This window comes from Catellatospora sp. NPDC049133 (assembly GCF_040648455.1).
GTDB lineage: Bacteria > Actinomycetota > Actinomycetes > Mycobacteriales > Micromonosporaceae > Catellatospora > Catellatospora aurea.
This window is the reverse complement of sequence record NZ_JBEZDT010000037.1, coordinates 24,260-41,034: the sequence shown is the minus strand read 5'-3', so window position 1 is coordinate 41,034 and position 16,775 is coordinate 24,260. Positions and strand designations below refer to the sequence as shown.

Sequence of the window (16,775 nt, the reverse complement as noted above, 5' to 3'; positions counted from 1 at the left end):
ACATGGCTCGCGTCGTCCTGGGTGTAGGCGGCGGCATCGCCGCCTACAAGGCCTGCGAGCTGCTGCGCCTGCTCACCGAGTCCGGTCACTCGGTGCGCGTCGTGCCCACCGCCTCCGCGCTGCGCTTCGTCGGCGCGCCGACCTGGGAGGCGCTGTCCGGCCAGCCGGCCGCCACCGAGGTGTGGGCGGACGTGCCGCAGGTGCCGCACGTCAAGCTCGGGCAGAGCGCCGACCTGGTGCTCGTCGTGCCCGCGACGGCCGACCTGCTGGCCAAGGCCGCCCACGGCATGGCCGACGACCTGCTCACCAACACCCTGCTCACCGCACGGTGCCCGGTGGTGTTCGCCCCGGCCATGCACACCGAGATGTGGGAGCACCCGGCAACCGCCGACAACGTCGCGACGCTGCGCCGCCGCGGCGCGCTGGTCATCGAGCCCGCCGTCGGCCGGCTCACCGGCAAGGACACCGGCAAGGGCCGGCTGCCCGACCCGGCGCAGATCTTCGAGGTCGCGCTCCGGGTGCTGGCCCGCGGCGTGGACCCGCGGGCCGACCTGGCCGGCCGCCACGTCGTGGTCACCGCCGGCGGCACCCGTGAGCCGCTCGACCCGGTGCGTTTCCTGGGCAACAGATCTTCCGGCAAGCAGGGGTACGCCTTCGCGCGCACCGCGATCGCCCGGGGCGCCCGGGTGACGCTCGTCGCCGCCAACGTGTCGCTGCCCGCGCCCGCCGGAGCGGACCTGATCCGGGTCGGCACCACGGCCGAGCTGCGCGACGCCGTGGTCGGCGCGGCCAAGGAGGCCGACGCCGTGATCATGGCCGCCGCCCCGGCCGACTTCCGCCCGGCGGCGTACGCCGACCAGAAGATCAAGAAGACCGACGACGGCGCGGCCCCGGTCATCGAGCTGGCCCTGAACCCGGACATCGCGGCCGAACTGGGGGCGAACAAGCGGCCCGGCCAGGTGCTGGTGGCCTTCGCCGCCGAGACCCACGACGCGCTGGAGCACGCCCGCGGCAAGCTGGTGCGCAAGCGCGCCGACCTGATCGTGGTCAACGAGGTCGGCCAGGGCTTGGTCTTCGGGGCCGACCACAACGAGGCGGTCGTGCTCGGCGCGGACGGTTCGCAGCGCGAACTGCCCTCGCGGAGCAAGGACGATCTCGCCGACGCGGTCTGGGATCAGGTCGTCGCCCTGCTGTGACCGCCGTCCCGTCCTGCGGACTCTCGGGCAGGGCTTGCGCCCTTGCGGCGTTGTAGGGAACTAGACTTTCGCCAGGACGCCGATGGCCTTACGGTCCATCCATCGTCATCAAGCGCTGTATTGGAGAAATCGAGTGGCACGTCGCCTGTTCACCTCGGAGTCGGTCACCGAGGGTCACCCGGACAAGATCGCTGACCAGATCAGCGACGGCATCCTGGACGCGCTGCTCGCCCGGGACCCGCGCAGCCGCGTCGCCGTCGAGACGCTGATCACCACCGGTCAGGTGCACGTCGCCGGCGAGGTCACCACCCAGGCGTACGCCGACATCCCGACCATCGTGCGCGACACGATCCTCGGCATCGGCTACGACTCCTCCAAGAAGGGCTTCGACGGCGCTTCCTGCGGCGTGAGCGTGTCGATCGGCTCGCAGTCGCCCGACATCGCGCAGGGCGTCGACAGCGCGCTGGAGCAGCGCTCCGGCGAGGGCGCCGACTCCCTCGACGCGCAGGGCGCGGGCGACCAGGGCATGATGTTCGGCTTCGCCTGCTCGGAGACGCCGGAGCTGATGCCGCTGCCGATCGCGCTCGCGCACCGGCTGGCCCGCCGCCTCACCGCGGCCCGCAAGGACGGCGCGATTCCTTACCTGCGCCCCGACGGCAAGACCCAGGTCACCATCGAGTACGACGGCTTCAAGCCGGTCCGGCTCAACACCGTGGTGGTCTCGTCGCAGCACGCGCCGGACATCTCGCTGGAGTCGCTGCTCACGCCGGACGTGCGCGAGCACGTCATCGCGCCCGAGCTCGACGGCCTGGGCCTGGACACCGAGGGCTACCGGCTGCTGGTCAACCCGACCGGCCGCTTCGAGATCGGCGGCCCGATGGGCGACGCGGGCCTGACCGGCCGCAAGATCATCGTCGACACGTACGGCGGCTACGCCCGCCACGGCGGCGGTGCGTTCTCCGGCAAGGACCCGTCGAAGGTCGACCGCTCGGCGGCGTACGCGATGCGCTGGGTGGCCAAGAACGTCGTCGCGGCCGGGCTGGCCGAGCGCTGCGAGGTCCAGGTGGCGTACGCCATCGGCAAGGCCAAGCCGGTGAGCCTGTTCGTGGAGACCTTCGGGACCGAGACGGTGTCGGTGGAGCGGATCGAGCGGGCGATCGGCGAGGTCTTCGACCTGCGTCCGGCCGCGATCATCCGGGACCTGGACCTGCTGCGCCCGATCTACCAGCAGACCGCCGCGTACGGCCACTTCGGCCGCGAGCTGCCGGACCTGACCTGGGAGCGCACCGACCGCGTCGCCGACCTCAAGTCCGCCGTCAGCTGACCCACCCGGCCCCACGCAAAGGAAGGGCACCTTCTTAACGCTATGCGTTGTGGAAGGTGCCCTTCCTAACTCTGGCGGGTGTGGCGGTTGGTGCCGCTGCCGGCCGGCCAGGACGACGTCCGCCGTCGGCGGGGCGAGCGCGGGTCCGGGCGTCGGACGGGTCTGCTAAGACTTTCTGGTGACTCCCCGCCCGAAACGTGATCGTGAGCCGGCCGAGCGCCTGCCCGTCGCGCGGGTGTGCGTGGATGTGCCCCTGCCGCATCTCGACCGCACGTTCGACTACCGCGTCCCCGCCGACCTCGACGTCACGGCGTGGCCCGGCACCCGGGTGAAGGTGCGCTTCAGCGGCCAGCTCGTCGACGGCTGGCTGCTCGACCGCGTCGAGGACACCTCCCACGAGGGCCGCCTGTCCTGGCTGGAGAAGGTCGTCTCGGCGGAGCCGGTGCTCGACCCGCAGGTGCTGCGCGCGGCCCGCGAGGTCGCCGACCGGTACGCGGGCAGCCTCGCCGACGTGCTGCGCCTGGCGGTGCCGCCCCGGCAGGCGAAGGTCGAGGCTGAACCGGTCCCGGCCGCCCCGACGGGCCGGGTCCCGGAGCCGCCGCACGAGGGCTGGCAGCGGTATCCGGCGGGGGAGGCGTTCCTGCGGGCACTGGGCGCGGGGCGCGCACCACGGGCGGTGTGGTCGGCGCTGCCCGGCGAGCAGTGGCCGGACCGGATCGCCGAGGCCGTCGCCGCGACCCTGCACGCGGGCCGGGGCGCGGTGGTCGTGGTGGCCGACGCCCGCGACCTGGAGCGCCTGGACACCGCGCTGACCGCCCTGTTGGGGCCGGACCGGCACGTGGCGCTGGCCGCGGCGCTGGGGCCCACCGAGCGCTACCGGCGGTTCCTGCGGGCCCGGCGCGGCCAGGTCGCGGCGGTCGTCGGCACCCGGGCGGCCGCGTTCGCCCCGGTGGCGGACCTGGGCCTGGTGGCGATCTGGGACGACGGCGACGACCTGCACGCCGAGCCGCGCTCGCCGTACCCCCACGCGCGGCAGGTGCTGCTCACCCGCGCCCAGCAGCAGGACGCGGCGGTGCTGGTGGGCGGGTTCGCCCGGACCGCCGAGGCGCAGCTGCTGCTGGCCACCGGCTGGGCGAAGGAGATCGCCGCCAACCGTGACCAGCTGCGGCGGTACGCGCCGGTGGTGCAGCCGGCCGACGACAACCAGCTGGCCCGTGATCCGGCCGCCGCTTCGGCCCGACTGCCGAGCGCCGCCTGGCTGGCCGCCCGCGACGCCCTGGCGGCGGGTGCGCCGGTGCTGGTGCAGGTGCCGCGGCGCGGGTACGTGCCGGCGGTGTCCTGCCAGGAGTGCCGGGAGCGGGCCCGCTGCGTCCACTGCGCCGGTCCGCTGGCGCTGGGCAGCGCCAACGCGGTCGCCACGTGCCGCTGGTGTGCCCGGCCCGCCGCGGGCTGGACCTGCCCGGCGTGCGGCGGCCGGCGGCTGCGGGCCGCGGTGACCGGCGTGCGGCGTACCGCCGAGGAGCTGGGCCGGGCGCTGCCCGGCGTGCCGGTGCGCACCTCGGGGCGGGAGGCGGTGCTGGCCTCGGTGCCCGCAGAGGCGGCCCTGGTGCTGGCCACGCCGGGCGCGGAGCCGGTCGCCGAGGGCGGCTACGGCGCGGTGCTGCTGCTGGACGCCTGGGCGCTGCTGACCCGGGCCGACCTGCGGGCCACCGAGGAGGCGGCCCGGCGCTGGTTCAACGCGGCGGCGCTGGCCCGCCCGGGTGGCCGGGGCGGCAAGGTGGTCGTGGTGGCCGACAGCGGCCTGGCCACGGTGCAGGCGCTGGTGCGCTGGGACCCGGCCTGGCTGGCCGAGCGGGAGCTGGGGGAGCGCCGGGAGCTGGGCTTCCCGCCCGCGGCCCGGATGGCCACGCTGACCGGTCAGGCGGACGCGGTCAACGACCTGCTGGACCTGGCCAGGCTGCCCGACGGCGTGCAGGTGCTGGGCCCGCTGCCGGTCGGCGACGACGAGGAGCGGATGCTGCTGCGCACCGGTCGCGCGGGCGGCCTGGCCCTGGCCAAGGCCCTGCACGACGCGGCCGGCGTGCGCAGCCTGCGCAAGGCCCCCCACCCCGTCCGCATCCAGCTGGACCCGCACGAACTCTGACCCGCCACTCGGCTGCGGCATCCGTGCGATCGGCGTGTGGTGTGATGTGCGGCGTCGATAAGCGGACAAACGCCCCGCCGCGCGACCGATCGTGCAGGCAGGCACGGGCCACTCCGTAGACTGATCAGCACTGCCCTTCGTACTCGAGGAGACGACCCCTGTGACCGTCCAGCCCATCCGACTCTTCGGGGATCCGGTGCTGCGCACCCCCGCCGACGAGGTGGTCACCTTCGACAAGGAACTGCGCGGGCTCGTGCGCGACCTGACCGAGACCATGCGCGACGCCGGAGGCGTGGGACTGGCCGCGCCGCAGATCGGTGTCGGGCTGCGGGTGTTCAGCTTCGACGTGGACGACGTCGTCGGGCACCTGATCAACCCGGTGCTGCACTTCCCCGACGAGGAGGAGATGGACGGCGACGAGGGCTGCCTGTCCGTGCCGGGGCTGTACTACGACACCAAACGCCGCAAGAACGTCATCGCCAAGGGCTTCAACGAGTCCGGCGACGCGCTGCAGATCGTCGGCACCGGCCTGATGTCGCGCTGCATCCAGCACGAGACCGACCACCTCGACGGCGTCATCTTCATCGAGCGGCTGGACGCGCAGGCGCGCAAGACCGCGCTGCGCGACATCCGCCGCGCCGACTGGTACGACCCCAGCCGGACGGTCGTGAAGGTCTCCCCGCACGCCGCGCCGAGCCCGTTCGGTCTGGGGAGGTAACCCGTGCGCCTGGTCTTCGCCGGCACGCCCGAGGTGGCGCTGCCCTCCCTGGACGCCATCGAGAAGTCCGGCCACGAGCTGCTGGCCGTGGTCACCCGCCCCGACGCGCCCTCGGGCCGCGGGCGGCGGATGGTGCGCTCGCACGTGGCCGCCTGGGCCGACGAGCGCGGCATCGAGGTGCTCACCCCGGCCCGGCCCCGTGAGCCCGAGTTCCTGGACCGGCTGCGCGAGCTGGCACCCGACTGCGTGCCGGTCGTCGCGTACGGCGCGCTGGTGCCCCCGGTGGCGCTGGAGATCCCCGTACACGGCTGGGTGAACCTGCACTTCTCGCTGCTGCCCGCGTGGCGCGGCGCGGCCCCGGTGCAGCACTCGGTCTGGCACGGCGACGAGTTCACCGGCGCGTCGGTGTTCCAGTTGGAGGCGGGCCTGGACACCGGGCCGGTGTTCGGCACGCTGACCGAGACGATCCGTCCCCGCGACACGTCCGGCGACCTGCTGGAGCGCCTCGCCGTGGACGGCGCGGGGCTGCTGGTGACGGTGCTCGACGCGATCGGCGCGGGCGCGGCGCGGGCCGTGGCGCAGCCGGCCGACGGCATCACCCTGGCTCCGAAGATCACCGTCGAGGATGCCGAGGTGCGCTGGGACGAGCCGGCGTTCGCGGTGGACCGGCGGGTGCGCGCCACCACGCCGGGGCCCGGCGCGTGGACGACGTTCCGCGGTGAGCGGGTCAAGCTCGGCCCGGTGCTGCCGGTGGCCGACGGCCCCGCGCTCAAGCCCGGCGACCTGCTGGTGGAGAAGCGCCGGGTGCTGGTCGGCACCGCGACGAGCCCGGTGGAGCTGGGCGAGGTACGTGCCGCGGGCAAGAAGCCCATGTCGGCGGTGGACTGGGCCCGCGGGGTCCGTGTCGAGGGTGAGGACAGCTTCTCGTGACATCGTTCCGCGGGGGCAGCAGCTCCGGTGCGGCCAAGCCGCGCCAGCACGACCGCGACGCCCGGGGCGGGCGCGGGCCACGGGCGGGGCGGCCCGCCCACGACCCGTCCCGGATGACGGCGTACCAGGCGCTGCTGGCGGTGCACCGCGACGACGCGTACGCGAACCTGGTGCTGCCGGGGCTGCTGCGCGAGGCCGGCCTGTTCGGGCGGGACGCGGCGTTCGCCACCGAGCTGACCTACGGCACGCTGCGCGCCCGGGGCACCCTCGACAAGATCATCGCCGTGGCGGCGGACCGCGACATCTCGCGCATCGACCCGCCGGCCCGCGACGCGCTGCGCCTGGGGGCGTATCAGGTGCTGCACACCCGCGTGCCCTCGCACGCCGCCGTCGCCTCCACGGTCGACCTGGTGCACTCGGTCGCGCCCGGCGCGGCCGGCTTCGCCAACGCGGTCATGCGCCGCATCGCCGAGCGCGACCTGGACACCTGGCTGGCCCAGGTGGCGCCGTCCGAACAGGACGACCCGGTCGGCCACCTCGCGGTGGTCGAGAACCATCCGGAGTGGATCGTGCGGGCGTTCCGGGAGGCGCTCGGCGGCGACCTCGCCGAGACCGCCCAGTTGCTCAGCGCCGACAACGACCGGCCCGAGGTGCACCTGTGCGCGCGGCCCGGCCGTGCCGACGCGGTCGAGCTGGCCGACGCCGTCGGCGGGCAGCCCGGCGCGTTCTCCCCGTACGCGGTCTACCTCGGCGGCGGCTCGCCCGGTGAGCTGGTCGAGATCAAGACCGGCCGGGCGCACGTGCAGGACGAGGGCAGCCAGCTCGTCGCGAGCGCGCTGATCGAGGCCCCGCTGGAGGGCTCCGACGAGCGCTGGCTCGACCTGTGCGCGGGCCCCGGCGGCAAGGCGGGCCTGCTGGCCGCGCTGGCCGCCCAGCGCGGCGCGCACCTGACCGCGGTCGAGGTCACCGAGCACCGGGCGAACATGGTCGCCAACGCGGTGCGCGGCCTGCCCGCCACGGTGGTCTGCACCGACGGGCGCAGCGTCGGCTCCGACCGGGACCTGCCCGAGGGCGGCTTCGACCGGGTGCTCGTCGACGCGCCGTGCACCGGCCTTGGCTCGCTGCGGCGGCGGCCGGAGTCGCGCTGGCGGCGCCAGCCCTCGGACCTGCCGCCGCTGACCAAGCTGCAGCGCGAGCTGGTCGCCGCAGCCCTGCGGGCGGTGCGCCCCGGCGGGCTGGTGGCGTACGTGACCTGCTCGCCGCACCTGGTGGAGACGCAGGTCAGCGTGACCGAGGCCGTGCGCCGCTCCGGAATGGACGTCGAGTTCGTGGACGCCCGCCAGTCGCTGCCCGCTGGTATGCCCGGCCTGGGCGACGGGCCGACGGTGCAGCTGTGGCCGCATCGGCACGGCACCGACGCGATGTTCCTGGCCCTGCTGCGCCGCAAGTCCTGAGCCTCGCCCCGGCCCTGCCGCGGCGAGACCCCGAGGGCCGCGGCCGGACCCGGTCGGCGGCAGGGGCGCAGAGCCCGCCGCCGCAACGGCCGAACGCCTGAGAAGCCCCTCCCGTCGTGTGACGGCGGGAGGGGGACGCGGCGAGCGAATCCCGCTTCACGCTCCGTAAGCTGATCGTGTGACGCCCGACATCATCATCGCCCCCAGCATCCTCGCCGCGGACTTCGCGAACCTCGCCGCCGAGGCGAAAGCGGTCGAGGGCGCGGCGGACTGGTTGCACGTCGACGTGATGGACAACCACTTCGTGCCGAACCTGACCATCGGCCCGCCCGTGGTGGAGAGCCTGCGCCGGGCCACCGGCATCCCCTTCGACTGCCATTTGATGATCGAGGACCCGAAACGCTGGGCTCCGGCGTACGCGCAGCTCGGGGCGTACAACGTGACGTTCCACGCGGAGGCGTGCGATGATCCGGTGGCGCTGGCCAAGGACCTGCGCGCGGCCGGCACCCTGGCCGGGCTGGCGGTGGACCGGGACACCCCGATCGAGCCGTACCTGGAACTGCTGCCGCACTTCGACACGATCCTCGTGATGACCATCAAGGCGGGCTTCGGCGGCCAGGCGTTCATGCCGGAGATGCTGGACAAGGTGCGCGCCGCGCGCCGCCACGTCGACGCCGGCCACCTGGACATCCGCATCGAGGTCGACGGCGGCATCGCCGCGGACACCATCGAGGCGGCGGCGCTGGCGGGCGCGGACGCGTTCGTCGCCGGAACCGCGGTGTACGGAGCCCACGATCCCGCCGAAGCCTGTCGTAAACTGCGTGCTCTGGCGCAGGCGGCCGTCGCCCGTCAGACCACATCGGACAGTGGGGGCACGACAGTTTGACCACCGAGCCGCAGGCAGCCGGCCAGGCCGAGGTGATCCTGGTCGTCGACGACGACCCCGACATCGTGCGCGTGGTCGAGGTCAACCTGCGCCTGCACGGGTTCGACGTGATGAGCGCGCACAGCGGCCCGGAGGCGCTGGCGCTGCTGGAGCACCGCCGTCCCGACCTGGCCCTGGTCGACCTGATGATGCCGGAGATGGACGGCCTGGAGCTCACCCGGCGGCTGCGCGCCGACCCGATGGTCACCGCGCTGCCCATCATCGTGCTCACCGCCAAGGCGCTCACCTCCGACAAGGTGGCCGGCCTGGCGGCGGGCGCGGACGACTACATCGTCAAGCCGTTCGACACCTCGGAGTTGATCGCCCGGGTGCGCGCGACGCTGCGGCGCAACCAGGAGGCACGGGAGGTCTCCCCGCTGACCGGGCTGGCCGGCAACACCCGCATCCTGCGGGAGATCGCCGACCGGCTGAAGGCGGGCGACGACTACGCGGTCTGCTACGTCGACATCGACCGGTTCAAGAGCGTCAACGACGTGTACGGCTTCGGCCGCGGCGACCAGTTCATCAGCGCGCTGGCCCGGTCCATGCGGCGGGCGACGGTGTCGGTGGGCCTGCCCCCCGCGTTCCTGGGCCACGTCGGCGGCGACGACTTCGTGGTGGTCTGCCACCCCTCCCAGGTGCAGGAGATCACCAGCTACGCCATCTACGACTTCCAGCGGGCCGCTGACGCCCTCTACGACCCCGTCGACTCGGCCCGCGGCTACCTGGAGGTGGTCGACCGGCGCGGCAAGGTCTTCGAGGTCAACCTCGTCACACTGTCGATCGGGGTGGCCGTGTCGACGAGCCGGGTGTTCCGCCACCCGGGCGAGGTGGTCGCCGTCGCCTCGGAGATGAAGGCCGCGGCCAAGAAGCACTACGGCAACTGGGTGGCTCTCGACCAGCGCTCGGACCGCCCGGCCGAGCCGCAGGACCCGGCCGGGCCCCTGCCTCGGCGGCGGCCCGCGGCGGAGCCCTCGCCCGCTCTGCCCCAGCAGCGCGTCACAGAGAGCGACACCGCCGCCGAAACCGGCCCGCACGCGTGACACACTGGCGTGCCGGTCAGGCACACGTCGCCTGCTGGAGCAGCCGTTCGGCGCCGTCCGCAGCGAGGCGGAGGGCCCAGGCCGGTCACGGCTGCAGGCGAGCACGACATCTGCAGGGAGGTACGAGCGGATGGGGCAGCTACCCACGGTGAGCCCGGCCGAGGACAAGGCCATGGCGCGGGCGATCGAGCTGGCGGCGCGCGGACTGGGCACCACCAGCCCGAACCCGGTTGTCGGCTGCGTGCTGCTGGACTCCGCCGGACACGTCGTCGGCGAGGGCTTCCACGCGTACGCGGGCGGACCGCACGCCGAGATCGTGGCGCTGGCCCAGGCGGGGGAGAAGGCGCGCGGTGGCACCGCCGTGGTCACCCTGGAGCCCTGCAACCACACCGGCCGCACCGGCCCGTGCGTCCAGGCGCTGATCCGCGCGGGCGTGTCCCGCGTCGTGATCGCCGTGGACGACCCCAACCCCCTGGCCGCGGGCGGCGAGCAGACCCTGCGTGACGCCGGCGTCGAGGTGCTGACCGGGGTGCGCACCGCCGAGGCCGAGGAGGGCAACATCGCGTGGCTCACCTCGGTGCGCCGGGGACGGCCCTACGTGATCTGGAAGACCGCCGCCACGCTCGACGGGCGCTCCGCGGCCGCCGACGGCACCAGCATGTGGATCACCTCCGAGGCGGCCCGCATGGACGTGCACCGGCTGCGCGGCACCGTGGACGCGATCATGGTCGGGGTCGGCACGGTGCTCGCCGACGATCCCCGCCTGACCACCCGTGACCTGCGCACCGGCAGCCTGGCCATCCGGCAGCCGCTGCGCGTGGTGATCGACTCGCAGGGGCGTACGCCCGCCGGCGCCCGAGTGCGCGACGGCGCCGCGCCGACCCTGATCGCCACCACCGCGCTGCTCGGCGGCGACGCCGAGGGCCGGGTGGACCTGCGCGCGGTGCTCAGTGAACTGCACCACCGCGGCATCCGCAGCGTGCTGCTCGAAGGCGGCCCCCGGCTGGCCGGAGCGTTCCTGGCCGCGGGCCTCGTCGACCTGATCATCTCGTACGTCGCGCCGAAGCTGCTCGGTGACGGCCCGGCCGCACTCGTCGGCGCGGGGGTGACAACCATCACGGACGCCATCGACCTCGAGGTGCTAGATGTTGACCGTGTCGGGCCAGATCTGCGCCTGACCGCCCGTCCGCGCGTGAGCGCGGACAGCGGCACTTTGTGACACGGCCGGACGCCAGTCGCCGGCACGCGAGGAGGAACGAGTGTTCACCGGCATCGTGGAAGAGCTCGGCGAGGTCGTGAGCCTGGCCTGGGAGGGCGACGGGGCCACGGTCACCGTACGCGGCCCGCTGGTCGTGTCCGACGCCAAGCACGGCGACTCGATCGCGGTCAACGGCGTCTGCCTGACCGTCATCTCCACCTCGGGCGACACCTTCGAGACCGAGGTCATGAAGGAGACGTTCGACCGCAGTTCGCTCGGTTCGATCGCCCCCGGCGAGCGGGTGAACCTGGAGCGCGCGGTCACCGCGGCGACCCGTCTGGGCGGGCACATCGTGCAGGGCCACGTGGACGGCGTGGGCACGATCGCCTCGAAGAACCCCGGCGGCGGCTGGGAAGATGTCCGGATCCTGCTCCCGGAGGGCATGTCCCGGTACATCGTGGAGAAGGGGTCGATCACCGTGGACGGCATCTCGCTGACCGTGGTCGCGGTCGACGACGAGTCCTTCACGGTGAGCCTGATCCCGACCACGCTGGAGCTCACCACGCTCGGCCGCAAGCAGCCCGGCGCGCTGGTGAACCTGGAAGTCGATGTCATCGCCAAATACGTCGAGAAGCTGGTCGCAGCGCAGCGGGGAGCGAAGTGAACATCATGAGTGAGCGAAGCGAACGAATCGGGCAGCTCAGCCTGGTTGAGGCTCAGGTCGCCGGCGAGCGCAGCGAGGTGGCGGCATGAGCCTCAACACCATCGAAGATGCCATTGCGGCGATCAAGGCGGGTAAGCCCGTCATCGTGGTCGACGACGAGGACCGCGAGAACGAGGGCGACCTGATCTTCGCCGCGGAGCTGGCGACGCCGGAGCTGGTCGCCTTCACCGTGCGCTACACCTCGGGCTACATCTGCGTGGCGATCACCGAGGAGGAGGCCGACCGCCTCGAACTGCCGCCGATGTACTACACGAACCAGGACCGCCGCGGCACCGCGTACTGCGTGACCGTCGACGCCCGCGAGGGCGTGACGACCGGCATCTCCGCCGCCGACCGCGCCCGCACCCTGCGCCTGCTCGGCGAGGCCGCCACCAAGCCCACCGACCTGGCCCGGCCCGGCCACGTGGTGCCGCTGCGCGCCAAGACCGGCGGCGTGCTGCGCCGCCCCGGGCACACCGAGTCCGGCGTCGACCTCGCCCAGCTCGCCGGCCTGCACCCGGCCGCCGCGATGTGCGAGATGGTCAACGACGACGGCACCATGATGCGCCTGCCCGACCTGCAGCGCTTCGCGGCCGAGCACGAGCTGGTGCTGATCAGCATCGCGGACCTGATCGCCTACCGCCGCCGCACCGAGCAGCTGGTCAGCCGGGTCGTCGAGGCCCGCCTGCCCACCGAGTACGGCGACTTCACCGCCGTCGGCTACCACGCCACACACGACAACGCCGAGCACGTGGCGCTGGTCTACGGCGAGATCGGCGAGGGCGAGGACGTGCTGGTCCGCGTCCACTCGGAGTGCCTGACCGGCGACGTGTTCGGCTCGGTGCGCTGCGACTGCGGCCCGCAGTTGCAGGCGGCGCTGCGCAAGGTGGCCGAGGAGGGCCGCGGCGTGGTGCTGTACGTGCGCGGGCACGAGGGCCGCGGCATCGGCCTGCTGCACAAGCTCCAGGCATACCAGCTGCAGGACGCCGGCCGGGACACCGTCGACGCGAACCTGGACCTGGGCCTGCCCGCCGACGCCCGCGACTACGGCACCGGCGCGCAGATCCTCTACGACCTGGGCGTGCGCACCATGCGCCTGCTCACCAACAACCCGGCCAAGCGCGCCGGGCTGGACGGGTACGGGCTGAAGGTGGTGGGCCGAGAGGCGCTGCCGATCCGGCCGCACCCGGAGAACCTGCGCTACCTGCGTACCAAGCGCGACCGGATGGGCCACGAGCTGGACCTGTCCGACCTGGACGACCTGGAAGGGCTGAGCTGATGGCCGGTCACGGCGCCCCCGAACTGTCGACCGTGGACGCGACCGGGCTCAGCCTCGGCATCGTCGCCACCCGCTGGCACGCCGACCTGGTCGAGCAGATGCTCGACCGGGCGCAGGCCGCGGCCAAGGCGTGCGGCGTGGCCGACGTGCAGGTCGCCCACGTCGCGGGCTCGGTCGAGCTGCCCGTGGTGGCCCAGGCCCTGGCCCGCCGGCACGACGCGGTGGTGGCCCTCGGCGTGGTGATCCGCGGCGAGACCGCCCACTTCGAGTACGTCAGCTCCTCGGTCACCGAGGGCCTGACCCGCATCGCGCTCGACGAGTCCACCCCCGTCGCCCACGGCGTCCTCACGGTGGACACCGTCGAGCAGGCCCGCGACCGCGCCGGCCTGCCCGAGTCCAGCGAGGACAAGGGCTGGGGCGCGGTCGTCGCCGCCCTCGACGCCGCCGTCACCCTCCGCCACCTCACCCGCTGACCGCAAAGCAAGGAAGGGCACCTTCTACACGGACGTTCGTCAAGAAGGTGCCCTTGCTTTGCTTTCGCCTTAACGGTGGGTGGTGGAGGTGGCGGGGGAGTCGTACACCTGAGGTATGTCTGCGTTGAGGTTCCGCGTGCTGTCGTCGGTGGCGCTCGTCGCGCTCACGGCGGCGTGCACCCCCACCACACCCTCACCGGACCCCACGGGGTCAGCGGCGCCGTCGGCCTCGGCCGCGCCGGGCACCACCGCACCCTCGCCCAGCGCGCCCACCTCCACCGAGGAACCCGCCCCACCCGCGGGCACCAGCGGGGCGCTGGCCGTCTACTACCTGGCCAACGACCGCGGCGAGCCGAAGCTGGTCCGCGAGTTTCACCGGCTGTCCACCGGCGACGGCTCGGCCGCGGCGAAGGTCAAGGCCGCGGTCGCCGAGATGCTCGACGGCCGCACCGCGTACGACCCCGACTACTCCAGCATGTGGCCGGCCAGTGCCCGGGTGCGCGGGGTGTCCGTCAGCGGCGACACCGTCACGGTCGACCTGTCCGGGGCGCGGATCAACGGCGACGCCGGCTCGTTCGCCGCGCACCAGGCCGTGCAGCAGCTCGTGTGGACGGCGACGGCGGTCAGCGGCAAACCCAAGGTGCGCATCCACCTCGACGGCAAACCCGTCGACGAGCTGTGGGGCCACGTCGGCACCAAGGATCCGCTGCGCCGGGCCCCGGCCGCGACCACACTTCTGCCGGTGTGGCTGATCGACCCGCAGGAGGGCGCGACCGTGCCCCAGGACTTCACCCTGCACGTCGCCGGCATGGTCTTCGAGGCCACGATGAACTACGAGGTCCGCCGGGGGAGCACCGTGGTGCGCGAGGGCTTCATCACCCTCGACGCCGGCGGCCCGGCCCAGGGCGAGGCGAAACTGCGGCTGTCGCTGCCCACCGGCACGTACGTGATCGAGGTCTTCGACATCTCGGAGAACGACGGCGCGAAGATGTTCGTCGACAACCACACCGTCACGGTGAAGTGAGCGAACCGGCGGGGTCGCGTGGCGGCCCCGCCGGCTCAGTCGACGGTCAGCACGATCTTGCCGGTGGTCTGCCCGGTCTCGCCCAGCTGGTGCGCCTGCGCCGCCTCCGCTAGCGGGAACGTCGCCGCGACCAGCGGGCGCAGCCGGCCCGCCTCGATCAGCGCGGCGACCTCCTCCAGCCCGGTGTGGTCGGGTTCAACCAGCATGCCGGTGCCGCGTACGCCGAGCGCCTGCGCCTTGCGGGCGGTCTCGGCGGCGCTGCCCGCGTTGAGGATGCCGACGAGGATGCCGCCGGGGCGCAGCGCGTGCAGCGAGCGGTCCTCGTAGTCGCCGCCGATCGTGTCGAGCACCACGTCGACGTCCTTGGCGACCTGGACGAAGTCGTACGCCGTGTAGTCGATCGGCTCGTCCACGCCCAGCTCGCGCAGCAGTTCGTGTTTCGCAGCGCGGGCGGTGCCGAGCACGTACGCGCCCCTGGCCTTGGCGATCTGCACCGCGAGATGGCCGACCCCGCCCGCGGCGGCGTGCACCAGCACCCGCTGCCCCTCGGTGACCTGCGCCGTGTCGACCAGCGCCTGCCAGGCGGTGAGCGCGGCCAGCGGCAGCGCCGCGGCGTGCACGTGGTCCAGCCCGGCGGGCTTGCGGGCCAGGTGGCGCGACGGGGAGGTGACGTACTGCGCGTAGGCGTTCGCGGCCTGCGGGAAGCGCGGCATGCCGAACACCTCGTCGCCCACCGCGAACCGGGTCACCCCCGCGCCGATCTCCGCGATCTCGCCGGAGACGTCCCAGCCCACCGTGAACGGCGGGGGGCCGAAGGCGCCGCCGCGGGTGCGCACCTTCCAGTCCACCGGGTTGACCCCGGCGGCCCGGACTCGCACCAGCACCTCGGTCGGACCCGGGGAGGGGCGGTCCACCTCGGCCAGCCGGAGCACCTCCGGCCCGCCCAGGCTGTCCTGGCGTACGGCGAGCATGCGTTCGGTCATACCCCCATGATCCTCGCCCGGGGGTCGTCCCAGCATGTGCCGCGCGGGCCGGGCGCTGCGGGCGTCGGCGCCGGGATCGGGCAGAATGACCCGTGTGAAGACGTTCGAGGAGCTGTTCGAGGAGCTGCAGGCCAAGGTGGCCGCGGGTGACCCGGCCTCCGGCACCGTCAAGGCGGTCACCGCCGGGGTGCACGCGGTCGGCAAGAAGGTGGTCGAGGAAGCGGCGGAGTCCTGGATGGCCGCCGAGCATGAGGGTCCCGAGCGGGCCGCCGAAGAGATCTCCCAACTCCTCTACCAGACCCAGGTCCTGATGCTCGCCGCAAACCTCACCCTCAAGGACGTCTACCGACATCTGTGATCCCGCCCGTGTCTCCTCCGGGTTGATCATGAACTTATGGCACGGCTCGACGGTGTGTCGCCGCCACAACTTCATGATCAACTAGCCTTGATCACAGAATCGAGTTCACAGAGATGCTTCGCATTGCCGTGCCCAACAAGGGCACCCTGTCCAAACCCGCCTCCGACATGCTCCGCGAAGCCGGCTACCGCCAGCGCGGGGACGATCGCGACCTGGTCTGCGTGGATGCCGACAACGGGGTCGAATTCTTCTATCTGCGGCCGCGGGACATCGCGGTGTACGTCGGCTCCGGGGACCTCGACCTCGGGATCACCGGGCAGGATCTGCTCGTCGACTCCGGTGCGCCGGTCAGCGAACTGCTGCCGCTGGGGTTCGCGCCGGCCACGTTCCGGTTCGCCGCGCCTCCGGAGACCGTGCGGGATCTGCCGGACCTTGCCGGGCGGCGGGTCGCCACGGCCTACCCGGGGGTGGTCGAGCGGTACCTGGCCGACCACGAGATCAAAGCCGACGTCGTCAAGCTCGACGGCGCGGTGGAGAACGCGGTGCGCCTCGGCGTCGCCGACGTGATCGCCGACGTCGTCGCCACCGGCGGGACGCTGCGCCAGGCCGGGCTGGTTCCAGTCGGCGAGCCGATCCTGGTCTCCGAGGCGGTGCTGGTCGGGCGGCCCGAGGGCGAGCGCAACGGTGCGGTCAGTCAGCTGCTGCGACGGTTGCAGGGCGTGCTGGTGGCCCGGCGGTACGTGATGCTCGCCTACGACGTGCGCGCCGACCGGCTGGAGGGCGCGGTGGCGCTCACCCCGGGCATCGAGTCGCCGACGGTGTCGCCGCTGCACCGCGAGGGCTGGGTCGCCGTGCAGGCGATGGTCCAGCGCACCGAGGTGCACCGGATCATGGACGAGCTGTACGACCTGGGCGCCCGCGCCATCCTGGTCACCGACATCCACGCCTGCCGCCTGTAGCGGGCGGTGACCGGGGCGCGAGCGATGCCACCCCTGCCCCGGGTCACCCGACTCACCGTGGCCGC

The 16,775-nt window shown here is 73.3% G+C and carries 15 protein-coding genes and 1 pseudogene; 15 read left to right on the top strand and 1 reads right to left on the bottom strand.

Going from position 1 to position 16,775, the window contains the following annotated elements:
* The first annotated feature begins 2 nt into the window (after positions 1–2).
* The 13 genes and pseudogenes from coaBC (at position 3) to AB0B35_RS33080 (ending at position 14,410) form a co-directional block, all read left to right on the top strand.
* Positions 3–1,196, top strand: coding sequence for a bifunctional phosphopantothenoylcysteine decarboxylase/phosphopantothenate--cysteine ligase CoaBC (gene coaBC / locus AB0B35_RS33140; protein ID WP_361053100.1), 1,194 nt, complete (start codon positions 3–5; stop codon positions 1,194–1,196).
* Positions 1,197–1,329: 133 nt separating this feature from the next.
* Complete coding sequence (gene metK, locus AB0B35_RS33135) at positions 1,330–2,520, top strand: methionine adenosyltransferase (protein WP_155370367.1); 1,191 nt, start codon at positions 1,330–1,332, stop codon at positions 2,518–2,520.
* A 241-nt stretch (positions 2,521–2,761) separates the two neighbouring features.
* Entirely contained in the window at positions 2,762–4,663 is a 1,902-nt protein-coding gene (locus tag AB0B35_RS33130; protein WP_361053213.1) for a primosomal protein N', read from the top strand.
* Positions 4,664–4,823: 160 nt separating this feature from the next.
* Complete coding sequence (def, locus tag AB0B35_RS33125) at positions 4,824–5,381, top strand: peptide deformylase (RefSeq protein ID WP_360538621.1); 558 nt, start codon at positions 4,824–4,826, stop codon at positions 5,379–5,381.
* Positions 5,382–5,384: 3 nt separating this feature from the next.
* On the top strand, positions 5,385–6,311 hold the full coding sequence (fmt, locus tag AB0B35_RS33120) for a methionyl-tRNA formyltransferase (RefSeq protein WP_361053097.1): 927 nt from the start codon (positions 5,385–5,387) through the stop codon (positions 6,309–6,311).
* Positions 6,308–7,765, top strand: coding sequence for a transcription antitermination factor NusB (locus tag AB0B35_RS33115; RefSeq protein WP_361053095.1), 1,458 nt, complete (start codon positions 6,308–6,310; stop codon positions 7,763–7,765). Before fmt ends, AB0B35_RS33115 begins: the two co-directional genes overlap by 4 nt.
* 178 nt (positions 7,766–7,943) lie before the next feature.
* On the top strand, positions 7,944–8,651 hold the full coding sequence (gene rpe, locus AB0B35_RS33110; RefSeq protein WP_361053092.1) for a ribulose-phosphate 3-epimerase: 708 nt from the start codon (positions 7,944–7,946) through the stop codon (positions 8,649–8,651).
* Positions 8,648–9,595 (top strand): annotated as a pseudogene (locus AB0B35_RS33105) (response regulator); the annotation flags it as partial. The gene rpe and the pseudogene AB0B35_RS33105, both read left to right, overlap by 4 nt.
* Before the next feature lie 268 nt (positions 9,596–9,863).
* Entirely contained in the window at positions 9,864–10,952 is a 1,089-nt protein-coding gene (gene ribD / locus AB0B35_RS33100; RefSeq protein ID WP_361053089.1) for a bifunctional diaminohydroxyphosphoribosylaminopyrimidine deaminase/5-amino-6-(5-phosphoribosylamino)uracil reductase RibD, read from the top strand.
* Between the two features lie 40 nt (positions 10,953–10,992).
* The gene (locus tag AB0B35_RS33095) at positions 10,993–11,595 is read left to right on the top strand and encodes a riboflavin synthase (protein ID WP_203690010.1); all 603 of its coding nucleotides are present in this window, start codon (positions 10,993–10,995) and stop codon (positions 11,593–11,595) included.
* Positions 11,596–11,680: 85 nt separating this feature from the next.
* Positions 11,681–12,913: a bifunctional 3,4-dihydroxy-2-butanone-4-phosphate synthase/GTP cyclohydrolase II gene (locus tag AB0B35_RS33090; RefSeq protein WP_361053085.1), complete on the top strand. Its 1,233-nt coding sequence runs from the start codon at positions 11,681–11,683 to the stop codon at positions 12,911–12,913.
* Positions 12,913–13,386, top strand: coding sequence for a 6,7-dimethyl-8-ribityllumazine synthase (ribH, locus tag AB0B35_RS33085; RefSeq protein WP_203690014.1), 474 nt, complete (start codon positions 12,913–12,915; stop codon positions 13,384–13,386). Before AB0B35_RS33090 ends, ribH begins: the two co-directional genes overlap by 1 nt.
* 115 nt (positions 13,387–13,501) lie before the next feature.
* Complete coding sequence (locus AB0B35_RS33080; RefSeq protein ID WP_361053082.1) at positions 13,502–14,410, top strand: GerMN domain-containing protein; 909 nt, start codon at positions 13,502–13,504, stop codon at positions 14,408–14,410.
* Between the two features lie 35 nt (positions 14,411–14,445).
* On the opposite strand, the gene AB0B35_RS33075 is transcribed toward AB0B35_RS33080, so the two are convergent.
* Entirely contained in the window at positions 14,446–15,393 is a 948-nt protein-coding gene (locus AB0B35_RS33075) for an NADP-dependent oxidoreductase (protein WP_361053079.1), read from the bottom strand.
* An 85-nt stretch (positions 15,394–15,478) separates the two neighbouring features.
* Between AB0B35_RS33075 and AB0B35_RS33070 the strand changes: the two genes are divergently transcribed.
* Together AB0B35_RS33070 and hisG are read left to right on the top strand one after the other, a co-directional pair.
* Positions 15,479–15,751, top strand: coding sequence for a phosphoribosyl-ATP diphosphatase (locus AB0B35_RS33070; protein WP_361053075.1), 273 nt, complete (start codon positions 15,479–15,481; stop codon positions 15,749–15,751).
* Between the two features lie 113 nt (positions 15,752–15,864).
* Positions 15,865–16,710, top strand: a complete 846-nt coding sequence (gene hisG, locus AB0B35_RS33065; protein ID WP_360538650.1) for an ATP phosphoribosyltransferase — start codon at positions 15,865–15,867, stop codon at positions 16,708–16,710.
* The last annotated feature ends 65 nt before the right edge of the window (positions 16,711–16,775 follow it).